Source organism: Mesorhizobium sp. NZP2298 (assembly GCF_013170825.1).
GTDB lineage: Bacteria > Pseudomonadota > Alphaproteobacteria > Rhizobiales > Rhizobiaceae > Mesorhizobium.
In genome coordinates, this window is sequence record NZ_CP033365.1 from 6,289,893 (window position 1) to 6,308,252 (window position 18,360).

General features: G+C 61.1%; 15 protein-coding genes. 2 read left to right on the forward strand and 13 right to left on the reverse strand.

Annotated elements, in window-relative coordinates; genetic code table 11:
- The first annotated feature begins 37 nt into the window (after positions 1-37).
- Positions 38-880, forward strand: coding sequence for a LysR substrate-binding domain-containing protein (locus EB231_RS30175; protein WP_172352063.1), 843 nt, complete (start codon positions 38-40; stop codon positions 878-880).
- A 206-nt stretch (positions 881-1,086) separates the two neighbouring features.
- Here EB231_RS30175 and EB231_RS30180 read toward each other — a convergent pair whose 3' ends face one another.
- The 4 genes from EB231_RS30180 to glmS form a co-directional block, all read right to left on the reverse strand.
- Positions 1,087-1,416: a hypothetical protein gene (locus EB231_RS30180; protein ID WP_246740769.1), complete on the reverse strand. Its 330-nt coding sequence runs from the start codon at positions 1,414-1,416 to the stop codon at positions 1,087-1,089.
- Between the two features lie 43 nt (positions 1,417-1,459).
- Positions 1,460-2,176, reverse strand: a complete 717-nt coding sequence (locus EB231_RS30185) for a L,D-transpeptidase (RefSeq protein WP_246740770.1) — start codon at positions 2,174-2,176, stop codon at positions 1,460-1,462.
- The gene (locus EB231_RS30190; RefSeq protein WP_172349148.1) at positions 2,173-3,141 is read right to left on the reverse strand and encodes an ABC transporter substrate-binding protein; all 969 of its coding nucleotides are present in this window, start codon (positions 3,139-3,141) and stop codon (positions 2,173-2,175) included. The genes EB231_RS30185 and EB231_RS30190 overlap by 4 nt, the downstream gene beginning before the upstream one ends.
- A gap of 599 nt (positions 3,142-3,740) precedes the next feature.
- Positions 3,741-5,564, reverse strand: coding sequence for a glutamine--fructose-6-phosphate transaminase (isomerizing) (gene glmS / locus EB231_RS30195; RefSeq protein ID WP_172352064.1), 1,824 nt, complete (start codon positions 5,562-5,564; stop codon positions 3,741-3,743).
- Positions 5,565-6,203: 639 nt separating this feature from the next.
- Here glmS and EB231_RS30200 point away from each other — a divergent pair.
- The gene (locus tag EB231_RS30200) at positions 6,204-7,580 is read left to right on the forward strand and encodes a hypothetical protein (protein WP_246740771.1); all 1,377 of its coding nucleotides are present in this window, start codon (positions 6,204-6,206) and stop codon (positions 7,578-7,580) included.
- Between the two features lie 46 nt (positions 7,581-7,626).
- Here the strand turns inward: EB231_RS30200 and EB231_RS30205 are convergent, their stop codons facing one another.
- The 9 genes from EB231_RS30205 to EB231_RS30245 form a co-directional block, all read right to left on the reverse strand.
- Positions 7,627-8,970, reverse strand: a complete 1,344-nt coding sequence (locus EB231_RS30205; protein WP_172353090.1) for an HlyD family type I secretion periplasmic adaptor subunit — start codon at positions 8,968-8,970, stop codon at positions 7,627-7,629.
- Between the two features lie 26 nt (positions 8,971-8,996).
- The gene (locus EB231_RS30210; protein WP_172352066.1) at positions 8,997-10,748 is read right to left on the reverse strand and encodes a type I secretion system permease/ATPase; all 1,752 of its coding nucleotides are present in this window, start codon (positions 10,746-10,748) and stop codon (positions 8,997-8,999) included.
- A gap of 379 nt (positions 10,749-11,127) precedes the next feature.
- Positions 11,128-12,045: a class I SAM-dependent methyltransferase gene (locus EB231_RS30215; RefSeq protein WP_246740773.1), complete on the reverse strand. Its 918-nt coding sequence runs from the start codon at positions 12,043-12,045 to the stop codon at positions 11,128-11,130.
- 82 nt (positions 12,046-12,127) lie between these two features.
- Entirely contained in the window at positions 12,128-13,387 is a 1,260-nt protein-coding gene (locus tag EB231_RS30220; RefSeq protein ID WP_172352067.1) for a polysaccharide biosynthesis/export family protein, read from the reverse strand.
- Positions 13,374-14,642: a hypothetical protein gene (locus EB231_RS30225; protein ID WP_172352068.1), complete on the reverse strand. Its 1,269-nt coding sequence runs from the start codon at positions 14,640-14,642 to the stop codon at positions 13,374-13,376. Before EB231_RS30225 ends, EB231_RS30220 begins: the two co-directional genes overlap by 14 nt.
- The gene (locus EB231_RS30230) at positions 14,639-15,643 is read right to left on the reverse strand and encodes an NAD-dependent epimerase/dehydratase family protein (protein ID WP_172352069.1); all 1,005 of its coding nucleotides are present in this window, start codon (positions 15,641-15,643) and stop codon (positions 14,639-14,641) included. The genes EB231_RS30225 and EB231_RS30230 overlap by 4 nt, the downstream gene beginning before the upstream one ends.
- A 45-nt stretch (positions 15,644-15,688) precedes the next feature.
- The gene (locus EB231_RS30235) at positions 15,689-16,363 is read right to left on the reverse strand and encodes a sugar transferase (protein WP_172352070.1); all 675 of its coding nucleotides are present in this window, start codon (positions 16,361-16,363) and stop codon (positions 15,689-15,691) included.
- Entirely contained in the window at positions 16,360-17,496 is a 1,137-nt protein-coding gene (locus EB231_RS30240) for a DegT/DnrJ/EryC1/StrS family aminotransferase (RefSeq protein ID WP_172352071.1), read from the reverse strand. Before EB231_RS30240 ends, EB231_RS30235 begins: the two co-directional genes overlap by 4 nt.
- A 51-nt stretch (positions 17,497-17,547) precedes the next feature.
- Positions 17,548-18,270, reverse strand: coding sequence for a nucleotidyltransferase family protein (locus tag EB231_RS30245; RefSeq protein WP_172352072.1), 723 nt, complete (start codon positions 18,268-18,270; stop codon positions 17,548-17,550).
- Between the last annotated feature and the right edge of the window lie 90 nt (positions 18,271-18,360).

Consider the following 18,360-nt stretch of genomic DNA (forward strand, 5'->3'; position numbering starts at 1 on the left):
ATACAAGAAATAACAGTTATCGTGATTTGAGATTTCAATGCTCGATCTGGTCCAACTTCGCAGCTTCGTCACCGTCCAGCAGATGGGAAGCTTTACCTTCGCGGCCGAGAGGCTGGGACTGGGGCAATCCACCGTCAGCCAGCACATCAGCAAGCTGGAAGCCGCGATTGGCAGGCGGTTGCTGGCCCGGGATACGCACAAGGTGGTGCTGACGCCTGACGGCGAAGCCCTGCTCGGCCATGCGCGGACCCTGTTGTCCATAGAGGGGCAGGTGCAGGCGCTGTTCACCGCGCAGAGGCTGCGCGGCACATTGAGGCTCGGCGTATCCGAGGACCTGGTTGCCAGCCGTCTGCCACTGGTGCTGGAGGATTTCGTCCGGTCTCACCCATCCGTCGATCTCGAACTGACCGTTGCTCTCAGTGGCGTGCTCTACGAGATGCAGGACAATGGCGAACTCGATCTCGTCCTGGCGAAGCGCCGGCTGGGCGACAGCCGTGGCCGGCTCGTCTATCGTGAGCCGCTTGTCTGGCTCGCCCGCGATCCGGAACACGTCCTGTCGCTCGCGGCCTTGCCGTTGATCGCCTTCCCCCCGCCGAGCGTCACGCGCAGCATCGCGCTGGAAGCGCTCGAGCGGCATCGCATGCCGTGGCGCATTGTCTGCACATGCGGAAGCCTGAGCGGACTGACGGCCGCCGCACGCGCCGGGATGGGGGTTCTGGTGCAACCGCAAAGCATGTCGCCTTCAGGCCTCAAGGAGATCGGCCGCCTGCCACAGTTGGAGGATGTGGAATTCGTCCTCATCCCGAGCAAGGGCGCCGACAGGGCGCTCGTCTCAGCGCTTTCGGATGATATTCTGAACAAGGTGAGAGGCCTGCGCTGACCGGCAGCGTAGGGGATATTAGCCGATGTTGTCTTTGAACAGAGTCCATAAACACATCAAGCTTTTGTTTTTGTTATATTTTTTCCCCTTCGAAGCTCAAGTTGCATCAAACACGGTGGCGGTCAAGGCCCAAGCCCGGCCGACCATGCCCGTCCAATCCGTCCCGATCATCGACGCCCCCCTCGACGCATTTCGTCCCTTGACAGTCAGGCCGGTTGGACGGACGCCACTTTGCCGTCGGTATCGACGATGCAACTGGTTGGCTTTCCCGCGACGTTCAGTTCGACCTGGAAGCTCTTGGAATCGAGCCTGCGCGAGCTGGTCGGCAACGCCTTGCCGCTATCGACGCCGCCCGCTTTCGCCGCCGCGCCGGCACAAAGAAGCTGGAGATCGGCCGGTGCTGTTTCGACCGTCGTCCTCGACATCTGGTCGGGCGTCGGCGCGCTTTGGCATGCCGCCAGAACCGTTGCGATGACGATCGAGGCCGATCCGCGAACGGCCCAGTGCCTCATCCTGATCTGCCTGCCGGTCACCATGGTCTTGTCCCCTGTGTTTATCGAACTATACGTCCGTCGTTGATCACACACCCTTGTAGAGCGCCGCGCCCTGCATCAGCACGATCACTTTCGCCCCGACCTTGATGCGGGAATGCAGATCGATGATGTCGCCATTGTTCATGCGGATGCATCCGGAAGACACGTCCAGGCCAATGGTCCACGGTTCGGGCGTGCCGTGGATGCGGTAGATGGTGTCGTGGCCGTCTTCATAGAGGTAGAGCGCTCGCGCGCCGAGCGGATTGTCGGGCCCACCGGGCATGCCATTGGCCCAGGGCCGGGCTTTGGGATCCCGGGCAACCATTTCGGCCGGCGGTGTCCAGGTCGGCCACTCCGCCATGCGCCCGACCTTGACGATGCCGGCCCATCCGAAGCCCTCCCTGCCCACGCCGATGCCGTAGCGGATCGCCTGCTGGCCGGGCTGGACGAGATAGAGGAAGTGCTGGTTGCCGTCGATGATGATGGTGCCGGGCTGCTCGGCGGTGCGGAACTTGACCACCTGCGGGCGAAAGGATTCCGGCACCTGCTTGTGAAGCTTGTAGTACTGGTAGGCCTTGGTGCGATTGTAATCCGTCCACTGCCGCGTCTTGGGATCGTAGACCTGCGTTCCCGCGGCAAGCGCTGCCAAGGTGGAAAACGCCAGCCCCAGCGCCAGCACAACCGCCAGGCCCGCCGCATGCTTGCCGCCAGTTCCCGTCGCCCGCTCGTCGGTGCCGAACCTCGTCTTTGTGCGTCTGGTCATTGCTTGGCCCATCCTTCGACGCGCGCCTCGTTCCTGGCCACCCATTGCTCGGCGTAGGCAGAGGGCGCCTGCCGCTCGACCTGAAGCGCGTAGCTCATCTCGATCGCCTCCTCCGGCTTGAAGTCGACGCGCTCCAGGAAGCGAACCACCTCCGGATGTTTCTTGCGCAACGAGGTCGCGTAGGCGATGTGGTAGTGGGCCGTGTCCCAGCCAACGGCGGCGTGCGATTTCGAAAGCCATTGCGGGTCTTCCGTCGGCAGGACGATCTTCCATTTGGCGGCATCGTATGGTGGCTCCGTCAGGCGCACGATGTCGTGCAATTTGAAGACCACATGCGGCGCATAGCAAGCGAAGACCATCGGCCGGTCCGAGGCCTCCGCCGCATCGACAGCCGCCATGCCGACATCTTCCGGCATTTCGAGCAGCGTCAGGTTCTTGGCATAGCCGTAGCTGTTGGCGCGGATGCGCTCGATGGTGGTCGACGACCATGTCTGGGCGCCAATCCACATCTCGCCCTTGCCGTCTCCGTCCGTGTCGAGCGCCTCGGTCTTCTTCGGATCACCGAGGTCGGAAATGTCCTTGAAGCCGTATTTGTCGGCCGCTGTCTTGTTGGCGCAAATCCCCTGCCAGGCCGGAACGCCGATCGGGCTGATCGCGACCGTTCCAGCCTGGGTGACATACTTCTTGACCAAGGTATCGAGGTTCGGCAGCCAGACCTCCGGATGGATGTCGACCTGGCCGGAGTCAAGACCAGCGAAAGCGATCATGGTGCCCATCTCCACCACATCCGCATCGAGCCCGAACTCCTTCTTGAGACTCACCTTCAGGATGTTGGCCGTCGCCTGGCCCGACGACCAGTTCGGCATTGCAATAACCAGGTCGGCAGCGTGCGAGGGAATGCCGCCGAGCACAAGCGCCGAGGCAACCACCGCCACTTTCCATGCCAGTTTCACCAAATCGGCCATCAAGTGATCCTCTTCACGTGCTCATTTTGGTTGGAATCCTTTCGAAGACAACCCAATCACTGAGCGAGCAGTTCATCGACAGCTGGTTTCGTTCGTCAATCGCCACCGGAGGTGCCTCCAACCTTTCAGCCAGATTGTTGTCTGGCCCGGAAGGTCGCGTCGCGTGTTCGGATCCACGACGGACAGAGTAACGCTTACCGCCAAGCGGCGCCAGCGCTCCTCCTGCGCGGTGACGTGGACGGTCGAAATCATCAGAGGAGCCAAGATGAGCAGGGATTGCTTCGCGACGGTCATCGGAGCCCCGGATCTGATTGGCGTCGCCGCCAAGCTTGCATCTGAGGCTGCATCGAAGGAGTACGTAACAGTAACAGCCGTCGGGCCCACACAGAAAGCAGCGGGAGTTGCAACCGCCATCACGACGCACGTCGTCGATCGGAAGCAACCCCACTATTGCCGTCACCGCCGAGGCAGCCTCCCGCTGCCGTGGAAACCTCCGCGAAATCCACCTCCGCCACCAGGATGGGAAATCAGGGCGTTGTGCTGGATCGGTCAGCAACTGCCGGATGGTGCGGCCTGCCTTGGAAAGCGCGACATCGCCGTCACTCCACCGTGACCGATTTCGCCAGGTTGCGGGGCTGGTCGACGTCGGTGCCCATGAAGACGGCGGTGAAATAGGCCAGCATCTGGATCGGCAGCGCATAGATGATCGGCGAGATGATTTCGGGCACATCCGGCAGGATGATCGTCTCCATCGTCTTCACGCTCGCCTGTGCCGCCCCCTTGCTGTCCGTGATCAGGATGATCTTGCCGCCGCGCGCCGCCACTTCCTGCATGTTGGACACGGTCTTCTCGAAGATGCGGTCATGCGGCGCGATCACGATGACCGGCATGTTCTCGTCGATCAGCGCGATCGGCCCGTGCTTCAGCTCGCCCGCCGCATAGCCTTCGGCATGGATGTAGGAGATTTCCTTGAGCTTCAGCGCGCCTTCCATGGCCAGCGGGAAATTGGTGTCGCGGCCGAGATAGAGCACATCGGAGTAGCGTGACAGGTCCCGCGCGATGCGATCGATCTGCTCTTCGAGCTTGAGCACCTGGTTGGCATAGCGCGGCGCTTCCGAAAGCGCCCGCACCAGGGTTTTCTCCTCATCCTTCGAAATCGTGCCGCGTGCCACGCCGGCCCGCACCGCAAGCGATGCCAGCACCGAGAGCTGGCAGGTGAAGGCCTTGGTCGAGGCGACGCCGATCTCCGGTCCGGCAAGTGTCGGCAGCACGACATCGGATTCGCGCGCCATGGTCGATTCCCGAACATTGACGACGGCGCCGATCTTCATGCCGGCCTTGCGGCAGTAGCGCAGCGAGGCCAGCGTGTCGGCGGTCTCGCCCGACTGCGAGATGAAGAAGGCGGCATCGTTGGCCGACAGCGGCATCTCGCGGTAGCGGAACTCCGAGGCGACATCGATGTCGACCGGCAGCCGCGCATAGCGCTCGAACCAGTATTTGCCGATCAGGCCGGCGAGATAGGCGGTGCCGCAGGCCGAGATCGCCAGCCGGCCGATCTTGGCGAAGTCGAACGGCAGGTCGAGCGGTTTGGAGACGCCGGAGACGAAATCGACATAATGCGCCAGCGTGTGCGAGATCACCTCGGGCTGCTCATGGATCTCCTTCTCCATGAAATGGCGCCGGTTGCCCTTGTCGACCATGAAGGAGGTCGACAGCGACTGCTGGCGCTTGCGCTCGACTTGTCTGCCGTCAATGTCGAAGATGGCGACGCTGTCGCGGCGCACCACCGCCCAGTCGCCGTCCTCGAGATAGGTGATGGAATTGGTGAAGGGCGCCAGCGCAATGGCGTCGGAGCCCAGGAACATCTCGCCGTCGCCATGGCCGACGGCCAGTGGCGGGCCGTTGCGGGCGCCGACGATCAGGTCTTCGTCGCCCTTGAACATGATGGCCAGCGCAAAGGCGCCTTCGAGCCGCTTCAGCGCCTGGTGCGCCGCCTCGACGGGCTTGCGCCCCTTGGCCAGTTCGCGCGCCACCAGATGGGCGACGACCTCGGTGTCGGTCTGCGAGGAGAAGGAATAGCCGTCGCGGATCAACTCATCGCGCAGCTCGGCGAAATTCTCGATGATGCCGTTGTGGACGATGGCGACACCGTCGGAAAAATGCGGATGCGCATTGGTCTCGTTGGGCACGCCATGGGTCGCCCAGCGCGTGTGGCCGATGCCGATCGTGCCCTCGAGCGGCTCGTCCTTGAGCCGGCGTTCGAGGTTGATCAGCTTGCCCTCGGCGCGCCGGCGGCCAAGCTCACCCTTCTCGATGGTGGCCACGCCGGCCGAGTCATAACCGCGATATTCGAGCCGCTTCAGCGCGTCGACGATGAGCGGCGCAACCTGCGAGTGGCCGACGATTCCAACGATACCGCACATGGCTTTGCCCCATAGCCTGCAGAATTCCAGCCCCATTGCACACAAGAGCCATGTTATCCCTCCCCGACCACGGGCTGATCGTTCATTTGAAGGAGCCCATGGACTTAATCAAAGCTGAACTGTCGCGCTTGAAGTCCGAAGTCGCCCAAGAGGGCGTAGTTCCGTGGCGGAGCCTACGTGGTCGGCCACGAAACACCTGAAGACGGACAGTTCGTTCGAATGATGCGCTTCCGCCAGTCGAGGCGCATGTTGACTCAGCCGGCAAACCAAAACACACCCAACAGCCGGTTAGGCCCGGCCGCCTGATGCCCCCCTCCAAGAGGCTGTCGGGCCGCTTGATCTACATGGGGCCCGGACTGCCCCGGATGCCGGCAAGCGAGCGGCACTGAGTCCCGCAGGAGATGAACAAACCTTGGCCTGTCGCTCACAATTTTCGACCACTCCTCGCTGTTAAGGCGCTGAAATCGCTGGTGCTCGGCATCGTTTGATTGCACGAAGACGCCGAACTGACCTCTCGGTACAAGAGAGAAGCTTAATCCTCGCCTTGCTCGATCCAGGGAGATGTAGGGCATGAAGTTCAGAGACCTGATCAGGCGTGCCGACAACGCCGAGAAGTCCTTCGAGGACCTCGAAGCTGACTTGGCGAACGCCGTCGACGAGTGCCTTGGTTTGTCCGATCTGTCAGAGCAGGCAAGGGATGCCGTCGCTGGCGAGACGCCCATGCAAGAGGACAACAGCGAACAGGACAACAGCGCCCAAACGGAAGACGGTGCCGTCACTGCGGAACCCGCGCGACGACTGACCTCTCATACGCAGAGCCGTATGGCTGCCTTGACTTCGTTTGATGGGCTGTTTCGCGATGCGAAGCTCCATTTCGAGGAGATCAACGCGAAACTGTCGGAGATCGCAAGCACGCATCACCTGACCCGCGAATTGTTCCACATTCTTCACGCCGACATTCTGCGAGCCAACGAACTGGAACTGGCTAATCTGAACCTGACCGCGGAGCAAAGGAGCCTGTCGGACAGGCTCAATGACCTGAACCGAAGGCAGCATGAGCGGGAAGGCATTGTGGAGGCCTTGCAGCAGCGCGAGGCAAGCCTGGTTCAAGACTGTGAGGCGCTTCGCGGCGCATTGGCCGGGGCAAGGCTGGAACTCGTGGAGGCCGCGAACACGAACGCAAAGAACGAAGCGGAATTCGGAGACCTCACGAACGCACTTGCGGCTGCAACGGTCGAGGCCGACAGACGCGCGCGCGAAAACAAACAGCTGCGTGAAAAGAATGTCAGCCTGTCGATCGACCTGGAGAAAGCGCTGAAGCGGGAAGACGAGGCGCGGCACAGGCTCGACGGGTTTTCCACGATCCATGCCAACGAAGCGGCACGAAATTCCGAATTGCTGGCTGCACTTGGCAAGAGCGAAAAGGAAGCGACACGACTCCATACGTCGCTTGAGGTCGCCCAGGCGAAACTGTCCGAGATGACGGAAGCCGCCCGTATCATGGAAGCGGAGAAGAACGCCGAGATCGAACGCTGCCGTGCCGAGATTCGAGGATCGCGTTCCGAGATTCAGAACCTCCGTTCGCGACTGGAACTCGCATCAAACGCAAACAGCGAAGCCTCGAACGAACTCGCCAAGCTCAGGCTTCAATGGAGCGAGGCCGTGGCGGAGAAGCAGGTCGCGGATGAAAGGTTGGCTGCTCTCACCAAGGAAGCCGAAACCGACAAGCTGAACCTTTCGAAGATAACCGCCAATTTTTCACAGCTTTCCCTGCAGCAGGCGTCCGATCAGATTCAACTCGATGTCCGCCGGCAGGAATGCGAAGACCTGCGGACCGAAATTGCGTCGGTCAACGCCCGGATCAGGGAACTCCTGCCTCTTGAGAGGCTCCATGCGACGACGAAGGCAACGAACGCCTTGCCGCACAAGAGCGATGCCGCCAAGGTTCCCGTGACGGTGGAGCGAACAGCGCGCTCCATGCGCCGCGTTCGTCGGAGGGCGCTCACCGCATCATAGGAGGAGAGCTGCCCATATTCGCGGCCCGCCTCCAAAGATCCTCACGTCATTGACGGAAAGCCCTCGACATCTGATCCGTAAGAGGCTTCAGCAGATAAGACCAGACGCTGCGTTCGTCCGTGCTTATATGAACCTCTGCCGGCATACCTGGTTTGAGCACCTTGGCATCGGTCAGGCAGGTTGTCTTGTTCTCGACATTGATACGCGCCGAGAAATACGAAAGCTGTTTTTGTTGATCCTTGATCAGGTCCGCCGAGATGCGCTTGACCGATCCCTGGCAAGCAGGCGTGGTGCCGGCGTCGAAAGCGGGAAACCGGATCGAGACCCGCTGGCCGGGACGAATATCATCTATGCGCGACGGCGGAATCAGCGCGTCGACGACGAGGTTGTCGGTGTCGGGGACAATCATCATGAGCACTTCGCCGGGAGCGATGACGCCGCCGATTGTGTGGATAGAGGATTCCTGCACCGTTCCCGATTGCGGAGCGCGGATGGTGGTTTTGGTCAATTCGTCTTGCGCCACAACCTTGCGCTCTTCGAGTTCGGTCTGCTTGGCTTCGGTTTCGCGAAGTTCGCTGGTCACCTCACTGCGCCTCTGTTCATCGAGCTGAAGAATTTGCAGTTCGGTCTCGCTGATCCGGGCCTGCGCCTCGGCAACCGCCGCCGCGAGGCGCCCTGACTCTCCGTGCGCCCGGGTGGCATCCAATCTGATGTTGCTCAGTCGCTCCTTGGACACCAACTTTTTTGAGAAAAGCGCCTGGACGTCGGCAAGATCTCCATCCAGCAAGACCACGGATTGGTCTTCCGCGGCCTGCTGTGCCTTGAGGCCATCGATCTGACGCTCGAGTTGCTTTGAGCGACTTTGCAACTGTGCCTTCTGCCCCGTCAACGCCGCGGCGCGGCTTTCAAACAGGGCGCGCTCGCCATTGACGAGTGCGGCCAGTTCCGGGTCGCCCATCCGTATCTGAAGGCCGGAAGGAAGCTGCATCTCCGACAGGCCTTGTCGCTCGGCCTCCAACCGTGCAAGTCGAACGGTGGCGCGATCGAGATCCTCAGTGATTATCTGCAGGTTGGCCCGCGTCAGCGTGTCGTCCAGCCTGGCCACCACATCGCCAGCCCGGACATGATCGCCATCTTGCGCGAAGATGCCCCCGATCGTGCCGCCGGTCAGATGCTGGACTTTCTTTATGTTGCTCTCGACCACCACGGTGGCAGGCGCAATCACCGCGCCGGCGATCTTGGTCAAGCCGAGCCAGAGCCCGCCGCCGACAATCAACAGGGCCGTGATCGCGGCGCCCAGGATCAGGTTGGCCCGGATATCATCCCGCGCCTCGGCCGAATTCGCCTCGGTCCTTCGGCTCGCATCGCCGAGTGGCACGTATGAAAACATCGTCGTGTCAGACACGGAGCAGCACCTCACGCATGACCGCTTACTCCCTTCTGCATCGGGACAACCGACGCTGGCCGTTCAGCAGGCGAGGGGAAGGGCCGGATAACGTTGGCCAGGACCTCCTCGCGCGAGCCGAAGGAGTGAAGCGTCCCATTCGACATTACGAGCACCTTGTCGATATTGGTGAGGGCGGAAGGACGGTGCGCAACGACGATGACTATGCCTCCGCGCTGGCGCACCGCCAGGATCGCGCCGGCCAGGGCGGCATCGCCATCGACGTCCAGGTTTGAATTCGGTTCGTCGAGGACGACAAGAAACGGCTCGCCATAAAGTGCCCTGGCAAGCCCAACGAGCTGTCTTTGTCCGGCCGAAAGGGCTGCCCCTCCCTCGCCTACGCGTGTTTGAAATCCATTCGGCAATCGCATGATCATCTTGTCGACGCCCGCCGCCCTGGCGGCTGCCAGCACGCCCTTGGCGTCGCCCTTGCCGCCAAATCTCGAAATATTGTCGGCAACCGTTCCATCAAACAGTTCAACATCTTGCGGCAGGTAGCCGATATGGGCGCCAAGCTGTTCGTGACCCCATTGGTCGAGCGAGGCTTCGTCCAGCCTTACCGTTCCGCGAAGCGGCTGCCACACGCCCACCAGCGCGCGCACAAGTGTCGTTTTCCCAGAACCGCTTGGGCCGACGATCGCCATTCCCGCGCCCCCCTGCAGGCGGAAACTGACATTGGCCACGGTCGGTCTTTGCTGGCCTGGCGGGGCTATTGTCAGTTCCTCGACCGCAAGCATCGCCTGCGGGGCTGGCAGCTCCATGAGCTCGTCATGGCTGCCGAAGGCGGTCAGCGCCCTTGCCAGCTGGGAATAGCTCTGACGGAACGCCACAAACCCTCTCCAGTTTGCCATCGCCGCGTCAACCGGGGCCAACGAGCGGCCCAGCAATATGGATGATGCTATGATCACGCCGGGCGACGCTTCACCTCCGATCACGAGATAGGCACCAAGTCCCAGGACGCAGGACTGCAAGGCCATCCGCAGCGCCCTCGACGTTGAACCGGTGGCGCCGACGATGTCGGAAAGGCGTTCCTGGTGCGCGAGATATGCGTGATTGACCTCACCCCAACGGCGGGCAAGCCGCCCGGAAAGGCCCATCGCGCGGACAACTTCCGCATTGCGGCGGCCAGAGTCGGCAAGGTTGCGTTGTGACACAAGCGTCTCGGACGCGCGCGCGGCTGGGCCGCGGCCAAGGATTTCCGCGACAACCGTGAGCAGCACGACAACAATCGCGCCGCCCGTCGCCAGCAGACCGAGCGAAGGATGCAAAAGAAAGATGACCAGCAGATAAAACGGTATCCATGGTGCGTCGAAGACGACAGTCGGCCCCAATCCGGAAAGGAAACCGCGCAACTGATCCAGGTCACGAAGCGGCTGTACCCGGCTCGCGTCCTGCCCGCCGATGAGCGGCAAGGACAATGAGAGGCCGAAGACCCTCTGCTGCAGAGTCTTATGGAGGCGATTGCCGATTCGCACCAGGAGGCGAAGCCGCACGAAATCCAGCAGGCCGTAGACCGCGTAAAGGCCCAGCATCCCGATCGTAAATCCGACCAGCGTCGGAATGCTCTGCGAAGGCAGAACGCGGTCGTAGACTTGCAGCATGTAGACGGAGCCGGTCAGCGCAAGAATGTTTATGACCGCCGAGAACACGCCAACGCCTACCAGTGCGGGCGCGGCGCCAAGCATAGCGCCACGCAGATCGGGCGAGTTTCCACCAAGGCTCATGGCTTGCGACCTCCGGTAAGAAGTCGTCGGGCAGGTTCACTGGCTCCGCCGGCCATCAACAATTTTTTGGTTTTCAGGAGCGTTTCCCTTTTTGCCTTATAATATTACGCCCCACTAACGTACGTGGCCTTCGGTCAAAATGTAGCAAAATCGTGACGCTGGCCCGAAAAACCGGGAATCGACGCATTAAACCGGGGGAAAACTGCCGTTTTAAGATGCAAGGAGGGCTGTACAGATCGCGTTTCAGGCAAACGAAATCGAACCCGCACCATTTTTTTCGAGGGTGAATCGCCGCAGAGGCAAAGCCACGGCGCCCGGCTCATGGCCGTTTCACTGACCCATTTGTCACTGCGCCATTTGAGTGAGCGATCTCGGCTTTCTAGTGCTTCCTCGCGATAACCAGGAAATGCTGCGCCAGTTGTCCGGGAACGCGCAGGGTTCTGGATAGCTTCTCGAAGGGCTCGATCAATGCTTCACAGATCCCCGGCAAGAGGCGTCCCGGCCGAGGCAGATAGCCATAAGGTATCACCTCCTCCACGAGGAAGCCCGAAGCGGTCAGGAGTTTCTTGAATCTTGTTTCGCCTAGCGTGTTGCGAACCGTGCGTCCAAGCGACCAATTGAGCAGTTGGCAAACCAGGCCGATGGGCGAAGTCGCATTCATATGAACGTTGCACACGAGCCGTCCGCCATTCTTCAGCTGCTGGTTTATCGCTTTCAGCGCCTCCCGTTTCAGCTGATCCTCGGCGTTCAGAAAGAAGCGAAACGCGGTTACGACATCAAAGGTCTCTTCGAGGGACTCCATCGTCATATCGATGTTGCGCAGTTTCACATTGCTCGGAACTTGCGCGCAGGCAAGCATGGATCTGGACACGTCGACGCCGACCACCTCGCCGAAAACCTCAGCCGCGACGTTGGTGATGCGACCTGTTCCGCATGCAAAATCGAGACAATTTCGATTGGCTCCGCCCATGGGGCGAAGAACGTCCAGGATCATGGGCCTTTCGATTTTGTCCCACAGCGCACCGTAATAGCCGGACTCGTGCGTCATGTTGTAGTGCGCGCCGTAGCCCGGCGCGCAATGACTGGCCCTGTAGTCGTCCGACGCTCGGTCGCCCTGCGTGTGGATCTGTTGGCCGGACGCCAGGTCCTGCCAAATCGCGGACTTGCCGGGTTGGGACTCGGCTATGAGAATTCTAACCGCCGAAGACGTATCGACAGCATAGGCCGCCGGCTGAGCCATCCGAGCCGTGTTCGTCAACCATTTCCGCTTCGCATCTCGCTTGGAATTGAGCCTCACCAGGATCTCCTATTCGGCTTGTTCGACCCTCCAATCGAACAGTTCCCAAGCCCCCCTTTTATCGGCCGGCGATTGAAGCCGCCTATTGGATTGCAGCACTTTGCAGATCACTGCTGAATTTGGCCTCGACGGTATCCCCCGGCGTCACAATCGTATCTTCGTCTGCCGAGATTTTGCGCCACTCGTCGCCTATCTTGCGCACGATAGTGACTTGAGCCTGGATCGTTTCACCGGCAATCGGCAATGGCTGGGCGGATGCTCCGGTCGGTTGCAACTTCTCGCTGGCGGCGCGGAGTCTGGTGGTGACATCCCCCAGCCGCGCATTGGTGTCCTTCAGATCCGTTAGCAAGCCAACTTTCCTCTGATTGTCATTGCGTTCGCGCTGCCTGACATAATCCTCCTGCTGGCGCCGCGCTCTCATGAGCTCGACCGAGGTTTGCAGCGCGCCGCTTGAAGAGAGAAGCAAGGCGCGCCTGACATCGGCGAGCCGGGTGTTGGTCAGATTGCCTGCCTCGAACGCCTTGGTTACTTTCGCCAGGTCATCCTGATCCGCCTTCACGCTCTCGGACTCGACCTCTTCGCGCTTCTGCAAAAGCTCGATTTGATCGGCCGCGTCCTTCTGGCCCTTCTCAAGGAAAGCCTGTTCCTGCTGGAAGTCGCTCAGCGCAATCTTCAGCGCGTCTTCCTCGGCCTGGGCGATCGCTGCCCCGACGCTGGGCGACAGAGGTGACCCCTGCGGTGTCTGCTTGTCGAAATCCGCCTGGTCCTGAAGTTCGGCGCGGAGACGGGCGGCGTGAAAATACTCTTTGGTGTAGTCTCCCCAAAGTGTTTCGTAATCGCGCCTGAGATCAACCGGATCTGGTCCGGTCTGGCCCGCCCGTGACCGCAAGAGGCTGAAGCCGCCGGAGACGGCGAGCGCCTGCCGCACTGTCATGAGCGGACGGTAGGCCTGCTGCCCCGGCGTGAGCACGTCGCCCGTCACGTAGATCGGACGATAGTCGGCGATGATGGCCGTTATATCGCCTGGTTTGACGACAACCATCTGCTCTCGTCCATCGGGCAAACGCACGTGAAAGATCGTGGTCGGCAGAAGCGTCTGCATGCGGTTCTGCAACTCGGACGCGGTCAACCCTCCGACCATAACCATCCCGACTTCGGGAAGGGCGATGTTGCCGTCCATCTGGACCACGGCTCGCTGCGTCCGATCCGGAATTGGTGCTATCCCTATCTCGACCGTATCGCCAGGTGACAGGCGATAGGGCTCGACCTCGCCGGCGGCAGCCATCGATGCCAGGAATATCCCGGCAACCGAGGCGAGAACGGTTCGTTTAGTGAAGGCCATTTGCGACAATCTCCTTCTGGTTCGGCACCGGCTCCGAAGGCCATTCAAGACGGGAAACGAAATCGTATACCGGGCCACCGGGCACGCCCCAATTGCTCGACCAGATCACCTGTGAGCCATCAGGAGACGGCGAGGCATGCGTCTCGCTCCAGTAATCGAAGTGCGCGTTTTGCGTGTCGACGACACGGCGGACCTCTCCGCTGCCGTCCAAGCGCAGTGCAATGACCTGCTGGGCGTAAGGCGCCCAATCCGGGTGCCGCGCTATTTCGGCTGGCGTGCCGCCATAGCTTAGAAACACCCAGCCCGGCCTGTCGAGCGACCTGAGCGACGCATGCATGGCCTCGCCATATTTCATCAGCGAGGTGACCTTGCCGTCAGCCAATCGGCGCTTGATCACCTGATATTTGTCGGGCTCCGACTTGCTGATCCCGACATAGATTTCGCTGCCGTCGGTATCGACCGTCATGTCGCCGTGACCGGGCCGGTGGTGCTCCATCCACTTCTGGCGCAGGACGCCGTCGATGGAAAAGATGAAGTTCGGTTCATTGCCGTCCGGCAATGCCTGTGAGCACACAATGTTGATCCCGAGCGGGGAGATCGAACAGGAGCCGGTGGTTCCTGGAAGCTGGGCAAGATCGATATCCGGGAACTTCTTCCGCTCCTTTAGGTCGTAGCCAAAGACCACCGCCTTGCCGTCATTGCGCGTCGCACGCACAGCAATGCGGTTGCCATCGCGGCTCGGATTGCCTTTGTTAGGCCCGAACTGAAGCTTGCTGTAGGCCGACGAGGCGAACACGACGTCCTCCTGGTCGGTGCGTGGCGCCCAGGTTGAAATCTGCCGGCCGGCAACGCAGATCATCAGCCGGGGATCCCTGGGATGCCATTCGCATTCAATCGAGCGGTCGCGGTGGAACAATGGGACGTAGCTGTGCCCGTCGAGAAAGCACATGCCACCGCAACCATTGACGATCAAAAGAAGGCTCTGGTCGGCATTCCAAGCCTGTGCGCTTGAGTAGCGGTGAGTGCAGTATTTCGTCCCGCATACACCGGCCAGGCCGAGAACTCCGGGTCCTGTGATCCGTAGGAAGACCGTGCCCGACGCCGGATCCCTTGTTTCACGGAGATAGTCCGGAAGGTTGGCCGCCACCGGCGGCCCCGATGCGTTGCTTGCCCGACCGCCGGCCATGTAGAAGTTCAGGAACACGGCACCGGCAACCAGCAACAGTGCCACCACATGCCGGCGCAGCAGGATCATGTCATATAGCCCTTTTCGCGCCGTACCCGGCCTTCGCCAAGGCGCGCGCGCCACCATGCGATCGTCCGCTCGAGCCCATCGCGCAGACTGGTCTGCGCCCGCCATCCCGTCTCGCTTTCAAAGCGCGAGGTATCGGCGAGCAGGGCGCGAACCTCCGAATTTTGCGGCCGCAAACGGCTTTCGTCGCGATGGACCGGCTTTTTGGAACCGCTCAATTCGAGGACGAGGTCCAATACGTCGGAGATGGTCACGGCGCGTTGGCTGCCGGCATTGTAGGCGTGGCCGAATTCGAGCCCCGCCAAGCCGGCCGTCAGGAACGCCGCGGCGGTGTCTTCGACAAAGGTCAGGTCACGGATCGGGCTCGTATCACCGACCATGATCGCCGGGCAGTTCGGGTCGAGCGCCTGCCGGATGATGGTCGGCACGATCGCGCGCTCACTCTGGCGAGGACCATATGTGTTGAAGGGCCGCATGATGACGACCGGAACATCAAACGACCTGGCGTAGGACTCCGCCATCATGTCGGCGCCGATCTTGGATGCCGAATAGGGTGACTGTCCCTGCAGCGGATGCGTTTCGCGAATGGGCATGGTCTGGGCGGTTCCGTAGACCTCGCTCGTGGAGGTATGCACCACCCGCTCCGTCTCCCATTGACGCGCCGCTTCGAGCACGTTCACCGTGCCCAGGATGTTGGTTTCCACATAAGACTGGGCGGCCGCATAGGAGTATGGAATCGCAATGAGGGCAGCCAGATGAAACACAACGGCCTGGCCACGCATGATCCGGTTCAGGAATGCGCTGTCGCGGACGTCACCGCGGACGAGCTTCAGCCGGCTGCGGATGTTGTCCGGCAAATCGTCCAGCCACCCATGGCTGTCGAAGGAATTGTAGAGCGCCAGGGCCGTGACATCCGCCCCGTTGCGCACAAGCGCTTCGGCGAGATGCGAACCGATAAATCCATCCGCGCCTGTCACCAGAACTTTCTTGCCATTGTAGCTCATGACTACGCATTCCGTTGGCTTGATGGAGCGCTTTCCATTTGGGGTTCATGCGTCGATCGGCGGTGATGGAACCCAGCCGACAACCGCCAGGAAGCCGCGCGCCATCCACATGATGTCGGAGCCGATGGTGCGCTGCGGATAGTAGGACAGGTCGAGTCTTGCCTTGGCCGGGAACATGACCTCCCGGTAGAAAAGGATGGGATCCACGGATTGGGGAAACAAACGCGCCTCGTGCCGGAAAAGAACCTGCGTTGGGCCCAGCAGGCCGGGTTTGTAGCGCAGGACCGCCTCCAGGCCACCATGGAAGCAATCTGCGAAAGCCAGGCTCTCGGGTCGTGGCCCAACGATCGCCATCTCGCCTTTGAGGACATTCCATAGCTGCGGCAATTCGTCGAGTTTGGTCGCGGCGAGGAAGCGGCCTACCGTCGTCATGCGGCTGTCGCCAACCATGGTCAGGGCGAGGCCTTGGGAGCTGCAGTCCACCCTGAACTTGCGGAATTTGTACATGCGGAAGGGTTGGCCGCCGGCGCCCATACGGGTTTGCACGAACAAGACGGAGCGGCCACCTTCGAGCAGAAGCGCCACGGCAATCAGCAGCATCAGCGGCGCCAAAATGACGAACGCGGCGCCGGCGACCGTGAGATCGATCGAACGTCTCACGAGGCCATGCGTGGGGCTTGAGATGAGACGCCGGTGAAGGGAAAGGTCTGATGCATTCATGCCGCGGTTCCTGTCTGAGCGCCGCTGTTAAGCGCGGCTGCCAGCGCAGCCACAACTGCTTCTGCGACGGGTGACGTGATCTGGGGGTGCAGTGGAATTGTCAGCTCTCGCTGGGCAAAATCCTCTGTACGCGGCAAATGGGTGTCGGGATAACGCTCACGATAGAACGTCATCTGGTGCACCGGCGGATAATGAATCGTGGTCTGTATCCCCAGCGTCCGCAGTTCGTCGATAACATCCTGCCGCCTTGCATAGCGCGGCAGAAGGATCGGCATGATGTGGTGAGCCGACGTCCGGGGTTCGCTGAAGGGAACCGTCACGGCAGGGCAGCGTTCCGCGATGAGGCGCCGGTATAGTACGGCCAGGATGCGCCTGATTTCGTTCCACTCCTGCAGGTTCTGCAGCTGAACCAGTCCGATCGCCGCACGCAGCTCATCCATGCGGTAGTTGAACCCGAGCATGGTGACATCATATTGCGGCGTACGACTGTTCAGCCGCTGATGTGTCCCGGTGGTCATGCCATGCCCGCGGGCCTGGCGAATCCTGTCGAGCAGATCGGGGTCGCGCGCAATCACGGCGCCCCCTTCGGCCGTTGTCATGTTCTTGTTGCCATAGAAGCTGAAGGCAGCGGCTGCGCCGAATGTCCCCACTTCCTTCAGGCCGGGAGCGTGCGCGGCATCTTCGATGATATGCAGCCCTCTAGCTCGGGCGAAACGCTGCCATTGTTCCCGATTGGGAAGGTAGCCCGCGAAGTGAACGAGAATGACCGCCTTTGTGCGTGACGTGCACCGCGCTTCGGCCTCCGCGAGTGACATCAGCGGCACGTCGGCCGACTCGATATCGACAAAGACCGGCGTGGCCCCGACATACAGCACGGCATTCGCGGTCGCCACGAAGGTCAGTGACGGAACCAGTACCTCGTCGCCCGGGCCGATTCCCAGCGCATGCAGGATGAGATGAAGCGCCGCGGTGCAAGAACCGACCGCAACGCAATCCTGCGCGCCATGGATGTCGGCGAAGGCCTGTTCGAAAGCTTGTACCCGCTCTCCCATGGTAAGCCAGCCGCTATCAATCACCTTCGATAGGGCTACCTTCTCCGGTACACCTAGAATTGGTGCGCTCACCAAGAGCATCTTGACCTCCTGAACTGTTATTTGCTGGTTCGGCCTCTACATCTGAACTCTTCACGCGGCCGCGGCGGCGACCTCGATCGAGGTCGACTGCTCTTCCCAGGCAATCGCCTGTGCGTTCTGGAAGTCGTCAACACGACCGATGTCGAGCCAGAGACCGTCGTGCTTGTACACATGCACGGCCGTGCCGCCCTGCATCATCTGGAGCATCAGATCGTCGAACCCGAATGGGATGCCGGAGGGAATGAACCGCAGGACATCCGGGTTCATGCAGTAAATTCCCATGCTGACGAGATGGGAAAGTGTCGGTTTTTCCCTGAAGAGCTGAACGGCGTTGTCGACCTCGTCGATGACGCCGAAGTCCATCTTGATCAACCGGCAGGCGGTGGCGATCGTAACCGGATCCTTGTGCATGCGGTGCGCGGCTACGAACCGGCTGAGACTGAGGTCGGTAAGAACATCGCCGTTGAGCACGATAAATGTATCGTTCAGTTCATCCCTGATCAGGGACAGAGGCCCGATGGTGCCGAGCGGCTCCATTTCCTGGGTGTATCTGATCTTCAGATTCCATTGCGATCCATCTCCACAGACGCTGCGGATCAGGTGCCCGAGATAGCCGGTCGTGATGTAGACCTCTTCTATGCCGTTGCGCCGCAGCCACTTGAGAAGCAACTCAAGAACGGGCCGGGCTCCTATCGGCATCAAGGGCTTCGGCAAGACCGACGTGAAGGGCCGAAGGCGCGTGCCCATTCCGCCACATTGAATCACCGCTTTCATCCGATCCTCCCTGATTTACAATTTGGTTGTGTCCGGGCATCTCGTGTTCGAGTTCATTCGGACTTGGCATCCGGTCCGACCCTCGGCGGC